Here is a 16655-nt window from a genome sequence, read left to right as displayed (position 1 = left end):
CCCCATGTTACTCACAATACATTTTATTTTTCAATAGGCACTTTGTTCGGCATCCCAGGTTTACGAGGATACTTCTTTGGAGTTTTTCTCTTCTTTTCAATATAGAGAATATTACGTTCACTTTCTTCTACTGGTAGTTGGAAGGTCGAAATTTGCTTTACTTCCCCACCTAACACTTGCACAGCATGTTTTCCGCTCTCAAGCTCCTCTTTTGCAGCAGCTCCCTTCATAGCAATAAAGGCGCCGCCAACCTTTACTAAAGGAAGGCATAACTCACTCAAGACGGAAAGTCGAGCAACGGCACGTGCCGTCACAATATCAAATGATTCACGAATCTCTTCTCTTCGTCCAAATGTCTCCGCACGGTCATGATAAAAAGTTACATTCTTTAGGTTTAAATCTGTTGCTAACTGATTTAAAAAAGTAATTCTTTTTTGCAGAGAGTCTACAATTGTAACCTTCAGCTCCGGAAAGCAGATTTTCAAGGGGATACTTGGAAACCCAGCTCCAGCACCGACGTCACAAAGAGAAAGCGGCTTGGAAAAGTCATGATAAAAGGCTGCTGTAATAGAGTCAAAAAAGTGCTTTAAATATACTTCCTCTTTTTCTACAATAGCTGTTAGATTCATTTTCTCATTCCACTCTATGAGCAGCTCATAATATCTTTCGAATTGTTGCATTTGTTCAGGAGAGAGAGAAATCCCTTTCTCCTGGAGCATATTTTGAAACTGTTGCGCATTCATACAGTAATATCCCCTAACTCTTTATTGGTTCGATACTCTTGCGATTTTTCCTTGCTCAAGATATACAAGTAAAATAGAAACGTCTGCAGGGTTTACGCCGGAAATACGGGAGGCCTGCCCAACAGAAAGCGGACGCACCTGCTTAAGCTTTTGACGAGCTTCTGATGCCAAGCCCGTAATTGCATCATAGTCAATATCAACCGGAATCTTCTTGTTTTCCATTTTTTTCATTCTCTCTACTTGTTGAATGGACTTTTCGATGTAGCCCTCATATTTAATTTGAATTTCAACCTGTTCCGCTACTTCAGCCGGGATGAAATCCTCACTTGGAGAAATGTTACGGATATGCTCATATGTCATCTCTGTTCTTCTCAACAGATCACTTGCACGAATACCGTCCTTTAGCTCACTCCCCCCAGCATTGCGAATGAGTTCCTGTACTTCAGCACGCGGCTTAATGATTAAACCTGCAAGGCGGTCCTTTTCACGCTCAATTTGTTCTTTTTTCGTTTGAAAACGAGCATAACGCTCCTCTGGAATAAGACCAATTTTATACCCAATTTCTGTAAGGCGCAAATCAGCATTATCATGACGGAGCAATAAACGATATTCAGCACGTGAAGTTAATAAACGATATGGCTCATTCGTTCCCTTTGTTACTAAATCATCAATTAATACACCAATGTAAGCCTCTGAACGATCTAGTATAACTTCTTGTTTTCCCAAAGCTCTACAAGCCGCATTAATTCCAGCCATCAATCCTTGTCCTGCTGCTTCCTCATAGCCAGATGTTCCGTTAATCTGTCCTGCTGTATATAAACTTTTAATATTTTTTGTTTCTAATGTCGGCCAAAGCTGAGTTGGTACAATTGCATCATATTCAATAGCATAACCCGTCCGCATCATCTCTACATTTTCAAGTCCAGGTATTGTACGCAAAATTTCACGCTGTACATCCTCTGGTAAACTTGTGGATAATCCTTGTACATAAACCTCTTGTGTATGCCGTCCTTCTGGCTCTAGGAAAATTTGATGCCTTGGCTTATCGTGGAAGCGTACTACCTTATCTTCAATGGATGGGCAATAGCGTGGCCCTGTACCTTTAATCATACCTGAATACATCGCTGAGCGATGTAGGTTCGCATCAATAAGGCGATGTGTTTCTTCGCTCGTATACGTTAACCAGCATGGAATTTGGTCTAAAATAAACTTTGTTGTCTCAAAGGAAAATGCTCGAGGCGTTTCGTCTCCAGGCTGAATTTCAGTTTTGCTGTAATCAATTGTCTCGCTGTGTACACGTGGCGGAGTTCCCGTTTTAAAGCGTACCAACTCAAGGCCCAATTCCTCTAAATGCTCTGAAAGCTTGACTGATGGCTGCTGATTATTCGGCCCGCTTGAGTATTTCAAATCACCGATAATAATCTCCCCGCGCAAAAATGTTCCTGTCGTAATAACAACAGTCTTTGCTTCATACTCTGCCCCTGTCTTTGTAATAACACCTGTGCATATACCTTCCTCCACGATTAGCCGTTCAACCATGCCCTGCTGCAAGGAAAGATTAGGTGTATTTTCCATCGTTTTTTTCATCTCGTGTTGATAGGCGAACTTATCCGCTTGTGCACGCAAGGCACGGACAGCGGGTCCTTTTCCGGTATTTAGCATACGCATTTGAATATGTGTTTTATCAATATTCCGGCCCATTTCCCCGCCTAATGCATCTAGCTCACGTACAACAATCCCCTTTGCCGGGCCACCGACAGAAGGATTACATGGCATAAATGCCACCATATCTAAGTTGATTGTTAACATCAACGTTTTTGCTCCCATACGAGCAGCAGCTAAGCCAGCTTCACAACCTGCGTGGCCTGCGCCGATTACGATTACATCATAAGAACCGGCCTTGTATCCCATACTTCATTCCTCCTTCATTGCATTACTTTCCAAGACAAAACTGAGAGAATAATTGATCGAGCAAGCTTTCATGTATAGTTTCTCCTGTTACTTCACCAAGTATCTCCCAGGTTCTCGTTAAATCAATTTGCACCATATCAATGGGCATACCATTATGAACAGCTTCAATCGCATCTGCAATCGTTCGCTCCGCCTGTGCTAATAACCCAATATGCCGAGCATTAGATACATATGTGATATCTCCCGCTTCGAGGGATCCTTCAAAAAACAACTCGGCAATTGCTCTTTCTAACTCATCCACACCTTGCTCTTCAATAAGAGAGGTTGTGATCATTTTTGCATTGCCCGCTAAAATCTTCACTTCATCCAAATCGATTTTTTGCGGTAAATCGGTTTTATTTACAATTACGATTGTATCCTTTTCTTGGACCGCTTCAAATAGTTCTTTATCTGCTGCTGTTAGACGTTCATTATAATTTAACACCAATAAAACAAGATCAGCACGCTGCAGCATTTCCTTTGAACGCTCAACACCTATTTGCTCTACAACGTCCTTTGTTTCTCGAATACCAGCGGTATCGATAAGACGAAGCGGTACACCGCGCACGTTAACATATTCTTCAATAACATCCCTCGTTGTTCCTGCAATATCTGTAACAATTGCTTTCTTCTCTTGAACAAGACTATTTAGAAGGGAAGACTTTCCAACATTAGGACGTCCAATAATAACAGTCGCAATTCCTTCCCGCAGGATTTTCCCTTGCTTTGAGGTTTGCAAAAGCTTACGGATTTCATCCCTAACTCGTTCTGCCTTCTCTATAAGAACAGAATGTGTCATTTCTTCTACATCATCGTACTCTGGATAATCAATATTTACCTCTACATGAGCTAATGTTTCAATCAATTCCTGTCGCAAACGCTTAATAAGCTTGGATAACCGGCCCTCCATTTGACCAATAGCAACATTCATCGCACGATCTGTTTTTGCTCGGATTAGATCCATGACTGCTTCTGCTTGTGATAAATCGATACGTCCATTTAAGAAGGCCCGCTTCGTAAATTCACCAGGCTCTGCTAAACGTACTCCTTGTGTTAAAATCAGCTGCAGCACCTTATTAACTGACACCAGACCTCCATGACAGTTCACTTCAACAATGTCCTCACGTGTGAATGTCCTCGGCGCTCTCATTACAGAAACCATTACTTCCTCTATAATCTGATTTGTATCCGGGACAATTATGTTTCCATAATGGATTGTATGTGACGGCACTTTTGTTAAATCTTTTCCTTTAAAAATTCGGTTTACCTTCTCCACTGCATCTTCTCCACTCACCCGGACAATCGCAATAGCTCCTTCTCCAAGCGCAGTAGAGATAGCTGCGATTGTATCAAATTCCATGTCCATCCACCTCATTTATCTTTTATTTGTATATTAAACATAGGATACTTTACTTCATCAAACTCTTAGCATACCATAATACATAGGGCTTAAAAAGAATGACGGTCTATTCTTTCTATAAAGAGATATAGCTTGTTCACACTGTAGGAAAGGGTAAATTTCCAGCTAGAAGCAAATTCTGCGGAGCCAGAAATTTTAGGAATACAGTATAGGTACAATTACACCTCTGTCTTTACCTAATGGCTCGCCAATCGGCGAGTTTTCTTTACACTGTGAGAAAATATAAATTTCCAGCTGGAAGTAAATTCGACGTGGCCGGAAATTTTAGGTACACAGTATAAGTGCAACTACGCCTCTGTCTTCGCCCAAGGGCATGGCTCGCCAATCGGCGAGTTTTCTTTATAAGATAAGAAAGTATAACTTTTCGGGGCGATGTCTAACTCCCAAGTCCCAAAATGGCAGACTCTGGTCCACCCCTATGCTGCCATAAAAGGCGGCCCTTATCCGCTTTTCTTATGATAGGAATATTTTGGTTAAAATTTATTCCTGCTATACATGCTAGCGTATATAGCAAAATACAATAGGAAAACCGGCAATCTCTATTGAGCTGCCGGTTTCTTTATACCTATCTACTTAGGAGAAATCACCACATGCCGATGCGGTTCTGCTCCTTCTGATGTTGTAATTACATGAGGGTGATGAGAGAGCGCCTGATGAATTACTTTTCTTTCAAAAGAAGGCATTGGCTCTAAAATAACCTTTTTCTTCGTATTAAAGACTTGCTTTGCTAAGCGCTGCGCAAGAGATTCAAGTGTCCCTCTCCTCTTCTCCCGATAGTTCTCAGCGTCAATCATGATATTTATATATTGTTTCGTACTTCTATTTACTACAAGCTGCGTTAAATACTGAATTGCATTTAATGTACTGCCTCTTTTTCCGATAAGAAGTGCTACCTGCTCTCCTGAAAGTGTAAGTTTGACTTCTCTCCCCTTCACTGACTTTTCCACAGTAACGTCAAGGTTCATCTCTCGAATGATACCTTTTACATAGCTTACGGCCTCTTCGATTGGATCCTTTTGTGCGCTTACAACTTCTTCAATCGGATCACTTTTCACAGCTACAGCTTCTTCAATAAGATCCAAAGCCTTGTTTACAGTCACTTCAACTATAGCAGGCCTAGAACCGAGAAATCCCAGGAATCCTTTTCTGCCCTTATCTAAAATACGAATTTCCACCTGATCACGAGAAACTCCTAGCTGCACCAGTGCTGATTGAACTGCCTCTTCGACTGTTTGTCCTTTAGCAGTAATACCGTTCACTTGCTTGCTCCTCCTGTTTTCGCCTTCTTGATTTCAGGTCCTTTAATAAAATATGTTTGAGCAATACTAAAGATATTTCCCACTACCCAGTAAAGAGAAAGTGCTGCTGGGAAATTAATAGCAAAGACAATAATCATAATAGGCATTAACCAAAGCATCATAGACATCTGTGGATTTGCCGGCATCCCTACCATTGAAATTTTCTGCTGGATGAATGTTGTCACACCGGCAAGCAGCGGTAATAAATAAATTGGATCTGGATGCCCAAGGTCAAACCATAAAAAGCTATGTTGCTTAATTTCAGTAGTTCGCATAATCGCATGATAAAAACCGATCAAGATTGGCATTTGCACAAAAATTGGTAAACAGCCTGCAATCGGGTTTACACCATGCTTTTGATACAGCTGCATCATCTCTTGTTGAAGCTTTTGTTGCGTTGCTTGATCCTTCGAGCTATGTTTTTCGCGTAACTTTGTCATCTCGGGCTGCAACGCCTGCATCGCTTTTGTGCTTCTTGTTTGCTTAATCATAAGAGGCAACAACGCAGATCGAATGATAAGCGTAACAACAATAATAGCTACACCATAATTCGCCCCAGCCAAATTAGCAACATACGTAATTAACCAAGAGAGCGGATATACGACGTATTGGTTCCAAATTCCTGTGCTTTCCTTCGTAATCGGCTCATTGACTTGGGAACAGCCGCTGATAACCGCTATAAGTACGATTACCATCAGCAAGAACCATATTTTCTTTTTCACAGCCTTTTCCTCCTTCTAGTATGTACATCTATAGTTACTTAATTTTCGTTTCGGTGTTCTGAATTCGAATGCCGGAACGATTCAAAACGTGAAGTAGACTTTTCTTAAATTCCTCATATGTCATTTCTGCACAGGGCTTCCTTGCTATTATAACAAAATCTTTTCCAGAATCTATCTTCTCTTTTAATTCTGTAAACACCTGACGAATCATCCGCTTAATCCGATTTCGTACTACCGCATTTCCAATCTTCTTGCTAACAGAAAGACCGATACGAAAGTACTCCTGATCTGGCTTGTCCAGCTGATATAAAACAAACTGTCGGTTCGCATTAGATTGCCCCTTCTGAAAAACAGTTTGAAATTCCTTATTCTTCTTTATACGATTCATTTTCTTCATTTACTTAAACACTCCTGTATATCGTAAGCGGAACCTTTACACTGCTAGAAAAAAGACCACTGAACGATCAGTGGCCTACGCAGATAATACTTTTCTTCCTTTACGACGACGAGCAGCTAGAACTTTGCGGCCGTTTGCAGTGCTCATACGCGCACGGAAACCATGTACTTTGCTGCGCTTACGCTTATTTGGTTGAAACGTTCTTTTCATTTTATAACACCTCCCTGAGGAATAACTGTTACAGACAGTCCTATAAATTATAGTTAATCCTTAGTGGAAATGTCAATGCTTCTTGAAATTTTCATCTTATATGCATATTTTCCCTATTCACAGGTTTTTTCACATTATTTCTATTGCATTGTGGATAATTTTTTTGTTCGTTTTTTCTATCCACAATCTATCTTTATAGTTTTACACAGTATATCGTGTTGTGGAAAAATTTATTCCACAACGTATTGATTTTGTGGATAACTTTATAAAATTCATTGCTATTGCTGCTTATTTTTGATATTATATTTTTGTTTTCAATTAGAATAACTTTTCTTTTTATTAATGATATCCACAGTCTGTGTATAACTTGTGGACATCTTTTAAGGATGTGTATAACTTTTTATCCACATCCTTCTGTTTTGTAGAAAACAGCCCGTCTTATCTCCGCGCACACTCTAAGCTTTTAAATAGCTTTGTATAAATATGCATTCTTGTACTTTCGTGTTATACAAAAGTTGTGCAAACTACATCTTTGTGCAATTACCCTGTCCAAAAGGAGGGACAACATTGGAAAACATCTCTGATCTTTGGAATCGGACCTTAAAAGAACTGGAGAAGAAGGTAAGCAAGCCGAGTTTTGAGACTTGGTTAAAATCCACAAAGGCTTATTCCTTAAAAAAGCATTTATTCACGATTACTGCTCCAAATGAATTTGCAAGAGATTGGTTGGAATCCCATTATTCTGACTTGATTTCAGAAACTGTGTATCATGTAACTGGGGAAGAGCTTGATATCCGTTTTATTATTCCTCAAAGCCAAGCTGAAGAGGAATTTGAATATGCTCCCGCACATAAGGCAAAGATGCTGCAGGATGAACCAAACCATTTTCCGCAAAGCATGCTAAACCCAAAATATACATTCGATACATTTGTCATTGGTTCTGGAAACCGTTTTGCCCATGCAGCATCCCTTGCTGTGGCTGAAGCCCCTGCGAAGGCCTATAATCCTCTTTTTATATATGGAGGCGTAGGGCTTGGTAAAACACACTTGATGCATGCAATCGGTCATTATGTTATTGAGCATAATCCAAATGCAAAGGTTGTATACCTTTCTTCCGAAAAGTTCACAAATGAATTTATTAATTCCATTCGTGATAACAAAGCTGTCGACTTTCGTAATAAATATAGAAATGTCGATGTTCTTCTCATAGACGATATTCAATTCTTAGCTGGAAAAGAACAAACCCAGGAAGAATTTTTCCATACTTTTAATGCTTTGCATGAAGAAAGCAAACAGATTGTGATCTCTAGTGACCGGCCTCCAAAAGAAATTCCGACACTTGAGGATCGTTTACGCTCACGTTTTGAATGGGGGCTTATTACGGATATCACACCGCCTGATTTGGAAACAAGAATCGCTATTTTACGCAAAAAGGCAAAGGCAGAAGGACTTGATATCCCAAATGAAGTGATGCTATATATTGCCAATCAAATCGACTCCAATATCAGGGAGTTAGAGGGAGCACTTATCCGGGTTGTCGCTTATTCATCGCTCATCAATAAAGATATGAATGCTGATTTAGCCGCAGAGGCTTTGAAACATATTATCCCGAATGCAAAACCAAGGATTATTTCCATCCATGAAATTCAAAAGGCAGTAGGACAATTATTTCAAGTGAAATTAGAAGATTTTAAAGCAAAAAAGCGTACAAAATCTGTTGCTTTCCCGCGCCAAATTGCAATGTATCTTTCAAGGGAACTCACAGATTCTTCACTACCGAAAATTGGTGAAGAATTTGGCGGACGTGACCATACTACTGTTATTCATGCACATGAGAAAATATCTAAACTATCAAAAACAGATGCACAACTGCAGAGACAGCTAGAGGAAATTCAAGAGATCTTAAAAAATCATTAGGAATAATGTGTATAACTTTTTTGTTTTTACGCACAGTCTATCCACATGTTGATAGGCTGTTTTTCCTTCGTTAGGGGTACTTATCCACATATCCACAAGCACTACTACTATTACTACTATTTTTTTATCTTTAGTAAATAGAATAAAAATTAATACTGAATTACAGGAGGGATTTCCCATGCGTTTTTCTATTCAAAAGGATTATCTTGTAAAAGGTGTACAAGAAGTTATGAAGGCTGTATCTTTACGAACTACAATCCCTATTCTCACTGGAATTAAAATTTCGGTAAATGAAGAAGGGGTTTCCTTAACGGGAAGTGATTCTGATATTTCTATTGAGTCCTTCATTCCCATTGAAGAGAATGGAAAAGAAATTGTAGAAGTTCATCAAGCAGGAAGCATTGTTTTACAAGCAAAATATTTCAGTGAGATTGTAAAAAAATTACCGAGAGAAACAGTTGAAATTGAAGTTGAAAGTCATTTTATGACAAAAATAAAATCTGGAAAATCTGAATTCAACCTAAATGGCTTGGACCCAGAGGAATATCCACTTTTACCTCAAATTGAGGAGCATCATGTATTTCAAATTCCGACAGATCTTCTTAAGCATATGATCCGTCAAACTGTATTTGCTGTGTCAACATCGGAAACACGACCGATATTGACAGGTGTAAACTGGAAGGTATATAACAGTGAGCTTGTTTGCATTGCAACAGATAGTCATAGACTTGCCTTGCGCAAGGCAAAGGTTTCTGGAAGAAACGTTCCAGAGGAGTTTAAGGCAAACGTTGTTATTCCAGGAAAAAGCCTAAACGAATTAAGCAAAATTTTAGATGAATCTGAAGAAGCAGTAGATATTGTAATCACAGATTATCAAGTTTTATTCCGTACAAAACATCTGCTTTTCTTCTCTAGGCTATTAGAAGGGAGTTACCCTGATACTTCAAGGCTTATTCCAACGGAAAGCAAAACCGATATTTTTGTTAATACGAAGGAATTTTTACAAGCTATCGACCGCGCATCTTTATTAGCTAGAGATGGTCGTAACAATGTTGTGAGATTTTCTACTTTGGAACAAAGAATGATTGAGATTTCTTCTAATTCCCCAGAAATCGGAAAAGTTGTTGAAGAAGTACAGTGTGAGCAAATAGAGGGGGAAGATTTAAAAATCTCGTTTAGTGCAAAATATATGATGGATGCTTTAAAGGCATTAGACAGCTCGGAGATTAAAATTAGTTTTACTGGTGCGATGCGCCCATTTTTAATTCGTACTGCTAACGACGATTCAATTATCCAACTTATTTTGCCTGTTCGAACCTATTGAGACCCTTATAGTAAGGGGCGTGGTGAATTCAGCAGTCTTACAGCTTATTTCAATGTAGTAGAGGGTGATCTGAAAGGGAGAATGTATTCTGCTTTCAGGTCGCCTTTTTTGCACTGTAAGAAAGTATAAATTTTCCGCTAGAAGTGAATTTGACGTAGTCGGAAGTTTTAGGAATATAGTGTAAGTGCAACTACGCCTCTATCTTCGCTCAAGAGCAAGGCTCACCAGTCAGCGAGTTTTCTTTATACTTTAAGAACGTACAGATTCCCAGCAGATAATTCGAGTATTAAAGAATGAATTATGCCTGCTGATGTTCTTATTTTTATCATTCCGCTTTGCTAACACTCAATTATTTAGTACAATGAAAGAATGAACACTTTTAGGAAGTGAGTGATCCTTATGAAAATCGTCTCAATTTCGACAGAATACATCACTTTAGGACAATTTCTGAAGTTAGCTGACTTGATTGACACTGGTGGAGCTGCAAAGTGGTTTCTTCAGGAGTATGAGGTGCATGTAAATGGCGAAGAAGACAATCGGAGAGGTAGAAAGCTCTTCTCAGGAGATGTCGTAAATATTCCTGCTTTCGGCTCATTTCAAGTGAAGGGATAAAAGGGGGAGCACCCTTTGTATATTGAGGAGTTAACATTAAAAAATTACCGAAATTATGAAATGCTCGACATTTCTTTTGAAGATAAAGTAAATGTTATTATTGGAGAAAATGCGCAAGGAAAAACTAACCTTATGGAAGCCGTTTATGTTCTTGCAATGGCCAAGTCGCACCGTACCTCAAATGATCGTGAACTTATCCGTTGGGATACAGAGTATGGTAAAATAAAAGGAACACTACGAAAGAGAAATAACACACTTTCTCTAGAATTGATGATTTCCAAAAAGGGTAAGAAAGCAAAATTGAATCATCTAGAGCAACAGAAGCTTAGTCAATATATTGGCGAGATGAATGTTGTAATGTTCGCCCCAGAGGATCTGCATTTAGTAAAAGGAAGTCCTCAGGTTCGGAGACGTTTTCTGGATATGGAACTCGGACAAATTGCACCAGTTTACCTTTACGAGTTAAGTCAATACCAAAAGGTGCTCACACAACGGAATCACCTGTTAAAGGCTTTGCAGCGTGAAGGAAGCAAAAATGAGGCAATGCTAGATGTATTTACTCTCCAGTTAATTGAGCATGGAGCAAAGATTCTGCAAAAGCGATTTGAGTTCTTGGGTTTGCTGCAGGATTGGGCCGCCCCCATCCATCGTGGCATTAGTAGAGGACTCGAGGACTTGCGAATTATATACCAGCCTAGCATAAATGTATCAGAATCAACAGATTTGTCGAAAATAAAAGAAGTATACTATGAAAATTTTCATTCTATTAAGCAGCGTGAAATCTTCCGTGGCACTACCTTGATTGGTCCTCATCGTGACGATTTGCAATTCTTCGTTAATGACAAAAACGTTCAAGTCTTTGGTTCGCAAGGACAACAACGAACAACTGCACTTTCCCTAAAACTGGCCGAAATTGAATTAATTCATTCAGAAGTGAACGAGTATCCGATTCTACTGCTTGACGATGTTTTGTCAGAGTTGGATGATTACCGTCAATCTCACCTCTTAAACACGATTCAGGGAAAGGTGCAAACTTTCGTAACAACAACGAGCGTCGAAGGGATTGAGCACGATACGCTGAAGAAAGCCAAGACAATTCAAGTGACAAATGGCACAATTCAAGATTAGACCCGCAGAGTTGCTTCTGTTAAATGGAAAAGTAGGTGATGTTTGTGACAATGGAACAAAAACAATTGCAAAATAATACGTATGATGAGAGCCAAATTCAGGTTCTAGAAGGATTAGAAGCTGTTCGGAAGCGTCCAGGCATGTATATTGGTTCAACAAATGCAAAAGGGCTTCACCATCTTGTATGGGAAATTGTGGATAATAGTATTGATGAGGCGCTAGCAGGCTACTGTGATGAAGTAACAGTTACAATTGAAGAAAATAACAGTATCACGGTCGCAGATAATGGACGTGGTATTCCTGTCGGGATTCAGGAAAAAATGGGACGCCCGGCAGTTGAAGTTATCATGACTGTACTGCATGCAGGCGGGAAATTTGGCGGCGGTGGTTATAAAGTGTCCGGCGGGTTGCATGGTGTAGGGGCATCTGTTGTAAATGCTCTTTCTTCTGTGCTGGAGGTGCACGTTTATCGTGAAGGGAAAATACATTATCAACAATTTAAGCGTGGTGTTCCTGTTGAGGATTTAAAGGCGATCGGCGAAGCGGACCGAACTGGAACAACTATTCATTTTCAACCAGATACAGAAATTTTTACTGAGACCACGGAATATGACTTTGATACACTTGCCAACCGTTTGCGTGAATTGGCCTTCTTAAATCGAGGTATTAGGCTAATCATTGAAGATAAACGTGAAAACAAAAGGAAGAAAGAGTTCTTTTATGAGGGCGGTATTCGTTCATATGTAGAGCATTTAAACCGTACAAAAGAAGTAATCCATGAAGAACCGGTTTATGTAGAGGGAGCACGTCAAGGGATTTATATAGAAATTGCTTTACAGTATAACGAAGGGTATACAAGTAATATTTACTCTTTTGCTAACAATATTCATACGTATGAAGGCGGTACACATGAAGTTGGGTTTAAGACTGCTCTTACACGTGTGGTGAATGATTATGCAAGAAAAAGTAATGTTATTAAAGATAGTGACAGTAATCTAATTGGAGAAGATGTGCGAGAAGGCTTGACTGCTATTGTATCTGTTAAGCACCCAGACCCTCAATTTGAAGGTCAGACAAAGACGAAGCTAGGAAACAGTGAAGCAAGAACAATCACAGAATCCGTATTTGCTGAAACCTTTGAAAAGTTTTTAATGGAAAATCCGCCTGTAGCTCGTAAGATTGTGGAAAAGGGCATGATGGCAGCAAGAGCTCGTGTTGCAGCAAAAAAAGCACGTGAATTAACGAGACGAAAAAACGCCTTGGAAGTTTCAAGCTTACCTGGGAAATTAGCAGACTGTTCTTCTAAGGACCCTGCCATTAGCGAAATCTATATTGTAGAGGGCGACTCTGCAGGCGGCTCTGCAAAGCAAGGACGTGACCGGCATTTTCAAGCGATTTTACCGTTAAGAGGAAAAATTATTAACGTTGAGAAATCACGACTAGATAAAATTTTGTCCAATAATGAGGTTCGTTCTATTGTAACAGCGATTGGAACAGGAATTGGTGAGGATTTTGATATTGGAAAGGCTCGTTATCAGAAAATCATTATCATGACAGATGCCGATGTAGATGGTGCTCATATTCGTACCCTATTATTAACGTTCTTCTATCGTTATATGCGTCAAATTATTGAGCATGGCTATGTTTATATTGCACAGCCGCCTTTATATAAGGTACAGCAAGGTAAAAAAATTGTATATGCATACAACGAAAGAGAGCTTGAAAAAGTTCTGGCAGAGCTGCAAGGACAACAGAAGCCAAACATCCAACGTTATAAAGGGCTTGGAGAGATGAATCCCGGGCAGCTTTGGGAAACGACAATGGATCCGGAAGTCCGCTCACTCCTGCAGGTTAGTATGCAGGATGCCATTGAAGCGGATGAAACATTCGAGATTTTAATGGGCGATAAAGTGGAGCCTCGCCGTAACTTTATTCAAGAAAATGCGAGATACGTGAAGAATCTCGATATTTAAGGAGCGACAGGAATGGTTATTCCTGTCTTCTGTATTATAACTATATGTTCGGAAATGTTAGAGGAGGTGCTGGTTGATGTCTGAGAACCAACAAGCCCGAATTCGTGAGATAAATATTAGCCAGGAAATGCGTACATCTTTTTTAGATTACGCCATGAGTGTTATTGTATCACGTGCTTTACCTGATGTGCGTGACGGCTTGAAGCCGGTTCACCGAAGAATTTTATATGCGATGAATGATTTAGGTATTGTAGCAGAAAAGCCACATAAGAAATCTGCTCGTATTGTTGGAGAAGTAATCGGGAAGTACCATCCGCATGGTGATAGTGCGGTTTACGATACAATGGTTCGTATGGCACAGGATTTTAACCAACGTTATATGCTAGTAGATGGACATGGAAACTTCGGCTCCGTGGATGGAGATGCTGCGGCTGCTATGCGTTATACAGAAGCAAGAATGTCTAAAATTTCGATGGAATTGCTTCGGGATATTTCGAAAAATACAATTAGTTATCAAGATAATTATGATGGATCTGAGCGAGAACCGGTTGTTCTTCCGGCTCGCTTCCCTAACTTGCTTGTTAATGGTGCTACAGGGATTGCCGTAGGGATGGCGACAAATATTCCACCACATCAGTTAGGAGAAGTTATTGATGGTGTGTTGGCATTAAGTAAGAACCCAGACTTAACGATTCCGGAGTTAATGGAGTATATCCAGGGACCAGATTTTCCTACAGCTGGTCAGATTCTTGGAAAGAGTGGGATACGTCGTGCTTATGAGACTGGGCGCGGTACAGTTATTATCCGAGCTAAAGTAGAAATTGAAGATCGAGGGAATGGAAAGCAATCCATTATCGTAAATGAGCTTCCGTACCAAGTAAATAAAGCAAAGCTTATTGAAAAAATTGCAGAGTTGGTACGTGAGAAGAAAATAGATGGGATTACAGATTTACGTGATGAATCTGACCGTAATGGCATGAGGATTGTAATGGAAATTCGTCGTGATGCTAATGCTAATGTATTGCTTAATAATTTGTACAAGCATACAGCATTGCAAACGAGCTTTGGTATCAATATGCTGTCTCTTGTAGACGGTGAACCAAAGGTATTGAACTTGAAACAATGCTTATATTATTATTTGGAGCATCAAAAGGTAGTTATTAGAAGACGTACTGCTTATGAATTAGAAAAGGCAGAAGCGCGTGCGCATATTCTAGAGGGGCTCCGAATTGCATTAGATCATTTAGACGAGGTTATCGCATTAATCCGCAGCTCCCGTACAACAGAGATGGCGCGACAAGGTCTAATGGAGCGCTTTGGTTTAAGTGAAAAGCAAGCACAAGCTATTTTAGATATGCGTTTGCAAAGATTAACAGGACTGGAACGTGAGAAGATCGAGCAGGAATATGCCGAACTAGTAAAACTAATTGCAGAATTAAGAGCAATATTGGCTGATGAGGAAAAGGTGCTAGAGATTATTCGTGAGGAATTGACGGAGATTAAAGAGCGCTTTAACGATAAAAGAAGAACTGAAATTGTTCCAGGAGGCCTTGAGTTTATTGAGGATGAGGACTTGATTCCGGAACAAAATGTAGTTATTACACTTACTCATAACGGGTATGTTAAGCGATTGCCTGCTTCTACGTACAAAAGCCAAAACCGTGGAGGAAGAGGCGTACAAGGAATGGGAACCAATGAAGATGATTTTGTTGAGCATCTTTTAACAACATCAACACACGATCATATTTTATTCTTTACCAATAAAGGAAAAGTGTATCGGACCAAAGGATATGAAATTCCAGAGTACAGTCGTACGGCAAAGGGGATCCCGATTGTTAATTTGCTAGGGGTCGATAAAGGCGAGTGGGTAAATGCAATCATTCCAATTCGTGAGTTTACAGATGACGATTATCTATTCTTTGCGACAAAGCAGGGCTTGGCAAAGCGTACACCTCTATCTTCGTTTGCAAACATTCGGAATAATGGTTTGATAGCAATTACTCTTAGAGAAGAAGATGAACTTATTTCTGTACGATTAACGACAGGAGAAAAGGATATTATTATTGGAACAAGCAATGGTATGCTTATTCGTTTTCATGAGCAAGATGTGCGTTCCATGGGTCGTAGCGCAACAGGCGTAAAGGGTATTACGCTAGATGAGGATGACCTAGTGGTAGGAATGGAGATCGTAGAAGAGAATACCGATGTGCTCATTGTGACAAAGAATGGTTATGGTAAGAGAACCTCAATAGAAGAATATCGTATCCAAAGCAGGGGCGGAAAGGGCTTGAAAACTTGCAATATTACAGACAAAAATGGAAGGCTTGTAGCTGTAAAGTCTGTAAAAGGCGAGGAGGATATTATGCTCATTACGGCAGCTGGTGTGTTAATCCGCATGCCTGTTGATCAAATTTCACAAATGGGCCGTAATACACAGGGGGTTCGCCTCATTCGGTTAGAAGGAGAGCAGGAAGTAGCTACAGTAGCAAAGGCACAGCGTGAAGATGAGATAGAAGATGAGATAGAAGAGTAACACAGGTAGACAAGGTTAGAGATAAAAAGGAGTTGTGAAGGCGGTATTCTTTGCAGCTCCTTTTTTGTATTCTAATTACGGTATAAATTTCTAGCTAGAAGACAATTCGACGTAGTGAGAAATGTTAGGAATAAAGTATAAGTGCAACTACGCCTCTGTCTTCGCCCAAGGACAGGGCTCGCCAATCGGCGAGTTTTCTTTAAAAGAATAAAGTTTTTTAAAGAAAAATGTATTTATAGTGTTGACGGTTATGAAAGCACATGATATATTATACAAGTCGCTACGGTGACACATGAACTTTGAAAACTAAACAAAACAAGAAACGTCAATGTTTTATTTAAAAGCTAGACAAACACTTTTATGGAGAGTTTGATCCTGGCTCAGGATGAACGCTGGCGGCGTGCCTAATACATGCAAGTCGAGCGAGG

General features: G+C 39.8%; 13 protein-coding genes and 1 rRNA gene. 7 read left to right on the top strand and 7 right to left on the bottom strand.

Features of this window, described 5'->3' with window-relative positions:
- Positions 1-23: 23 nt before the first annotated feature.
- The 7 genes from rsmG to rpmH form a co-directional block, all read right to left on the bottom strand.
- Positions 24-743 carry a 16S rRNA (guanine(527)-N(7))-methyltransferase RsmG gene (rsmG, locus tag EP737_RS14135; protein ID WP_129728625.1) on the bottom strand — a complete coding sequence of 240 codons (720 nt, stop codon included), beginning with the start codon at positions 741-743 and terminating at the stop codon, positions 24-26.
- A 21-nt stretch (positions 744-764) separates the two neighbouring features.
- Positions 765-2654: a tRNA uridine-5-carboxymethylaminomethyl(34) synthesis enzyme MnmG gene (mnmG, locus tag EP737_RS14130; RefSeq protein WP_129728624.1), complete on the bottom strand. Its 1890-nt coding sequence runs from the start codon at positions 2652-2654 to the stop codon at positions 765-767.
- A 22-nt stretch (positions 2655-2676) separates the two neighbouring features.
- A complete protein-coding gene (mnmE, locus tag EP737_RS14125) occupies positions 2677-4053 on the bottom strand; it encodes a tRNA uridine-5-carboxymethylaminomethyl(34) synthesis GTPase MnmE (RefSeq protein ID WP_129728623.1) in 1377 nt (458 codons plus the stop codon).
- Positions 4054-4682: 629 nt separating this feature from the next.
- Positions 4683-5315 carry an RNA-binding cell elongation regulator Jag/EloR gene (jag, locus tag EP737_RS14120; protein WP_379947750.1) on the bottom strand — a complete coding sequence of 211 codons (633 nt, stop codon included), beginning with the start codon at positions 5313-5315 and terminating at the stop codon, positions 4683-4685.
- Between the two features lie 53 nt (positions 5316-5368).
- A complete protein-coding gene (spoIIIJ, locus tag EP737_RS14115) occupies positions 5369-6133 on the bottom strand; it encodes a YidC family membrane integrase SpoIIIJ (protein WP_129728621.1) in 765 nt (254 codons plus the stop codon).
- A 34-nt stretch (positions 6134-6167) separates the two neighbouring features.
- On the bottom strand, positions 6168-6530 hold the full coding sequence (gene rnpA / locus EP737_RS14110; RefSeq protein WP_129728620.1) for a ribonuclease P protein component: 363 nt from the start codon (positions 6528-6530) through the stop codon (positions 6168-6170).
- A gap of 75 nt (positions 6531-6605) precedes the next feature.
- Positions 6606-6740, bottom strand: a complete 135-nt coding sequence (gene rpmH / locus EP737_RS14105) for a 50S ribosomal protein L34 (RefSeq protein WP_129728619.1) — start codon at positions 6738-6740, stop codon at positions 6606-6608.
- A gap of 567 nt (positions 6741-7307) precedes the next feature.
- Between rpmH and dnaA the strand changes: the two genes are divergently transcribed.
- The 7 genes from dnaA to EP737_RS14070 form a co-directional block, all read left to right on the top strand.
- Positions 7308-8657: a chromosomal replication initiator protein DnaA gene (gene dnaA, locus EP737_RS14100; protein WP_129728618.1), complete on the top strand. Its 1350-nt coding sequence runs from the start codon at positions 7308-7310 to the stop codon at positions 8655-8657.
- Between the two features lie 178 nt (positions 8658-8835).
- The gene (dnaN, locus tag EP737_RS14095; RefSeq protein ID WP_129728617.1) at positions 8836-9981 is read left to right on the top strand and encodes a DNA polymerase III subunit beta; all 1146 of its coding nucleotides are present in this window, start codon (positions 8836-8838) and stop codon (positions 9979-9981) included.
- Positions 9982-10380: 399 nt separating this feature from the next.
- Positions 10381-10593, top strand: coding sequence for a S4 domain-containing protein YaaA (yaaA, locus tag EP737_RS14090; RefSeq protein WP_129728616.1), 213 nt, complete (start codon positions 10381-10383; stop codon positions 10591-10593).
- A gap of 15 nt (positions 10594-10608) precedes the next feature.
- On the top strand, positions 10609-11721 hold the full coding sequence (gene recF, locus EP737_RS14085) for a DNA replication/repair protein RecF (protein ID WP_129728615.1): 1113 nt from the start codon (positions 10609-10611) through the stop codon (positions 11719-11721).
- 50 nt (positions 11722-11771) lie between these two features.
- Positions 11772-13694 (top strand): DNA topoisomerase (ATP-hydrolyzing) subunit B, encoded by a 1923-nt coding sequence (gene gyrB / locus EP737_RS14080; RefSeq protein WP_129728614.1) that lies wholly within the window; start codon positions 11772-11774, stop codon positions 13692-13694.
- A gap of 76 nt (positions 13695-13770) precedes the next feature.
- The gene (gyrA, locus tag EP737_RS14075; protein ID WP_129728613.1) at positions 13771-16227 is read left to right on the top strand and encodes a DNA gyrase subunit A; all 2457 of its coding nucleotides are present in this window, start codon (positions 13771-13773) and stop codon (positions 16225-16227) included.
- 357 nt (positions 16228-16584) lie between these two features.
- Positions 16585-16655, top strand: a 16S ribosomal RNA gene (locus tag EP737_RS14070); the annotation flags it as partial.

Origin of the sequence: Ectobacillus funiculus, from assembly GCF_004138295.1 — a bacterium.
Taxonomy (GTDB): Bacteria; Bacillota; Bacilli; order Bacillales; family Bacillaceae_G; genus Ectobacillus; species Ectobacillus funiculus.
Note: the sequence above shows the minus strand (reverse complement) of the source record. Positions and strands in the feature narration are given on the sequence as shown.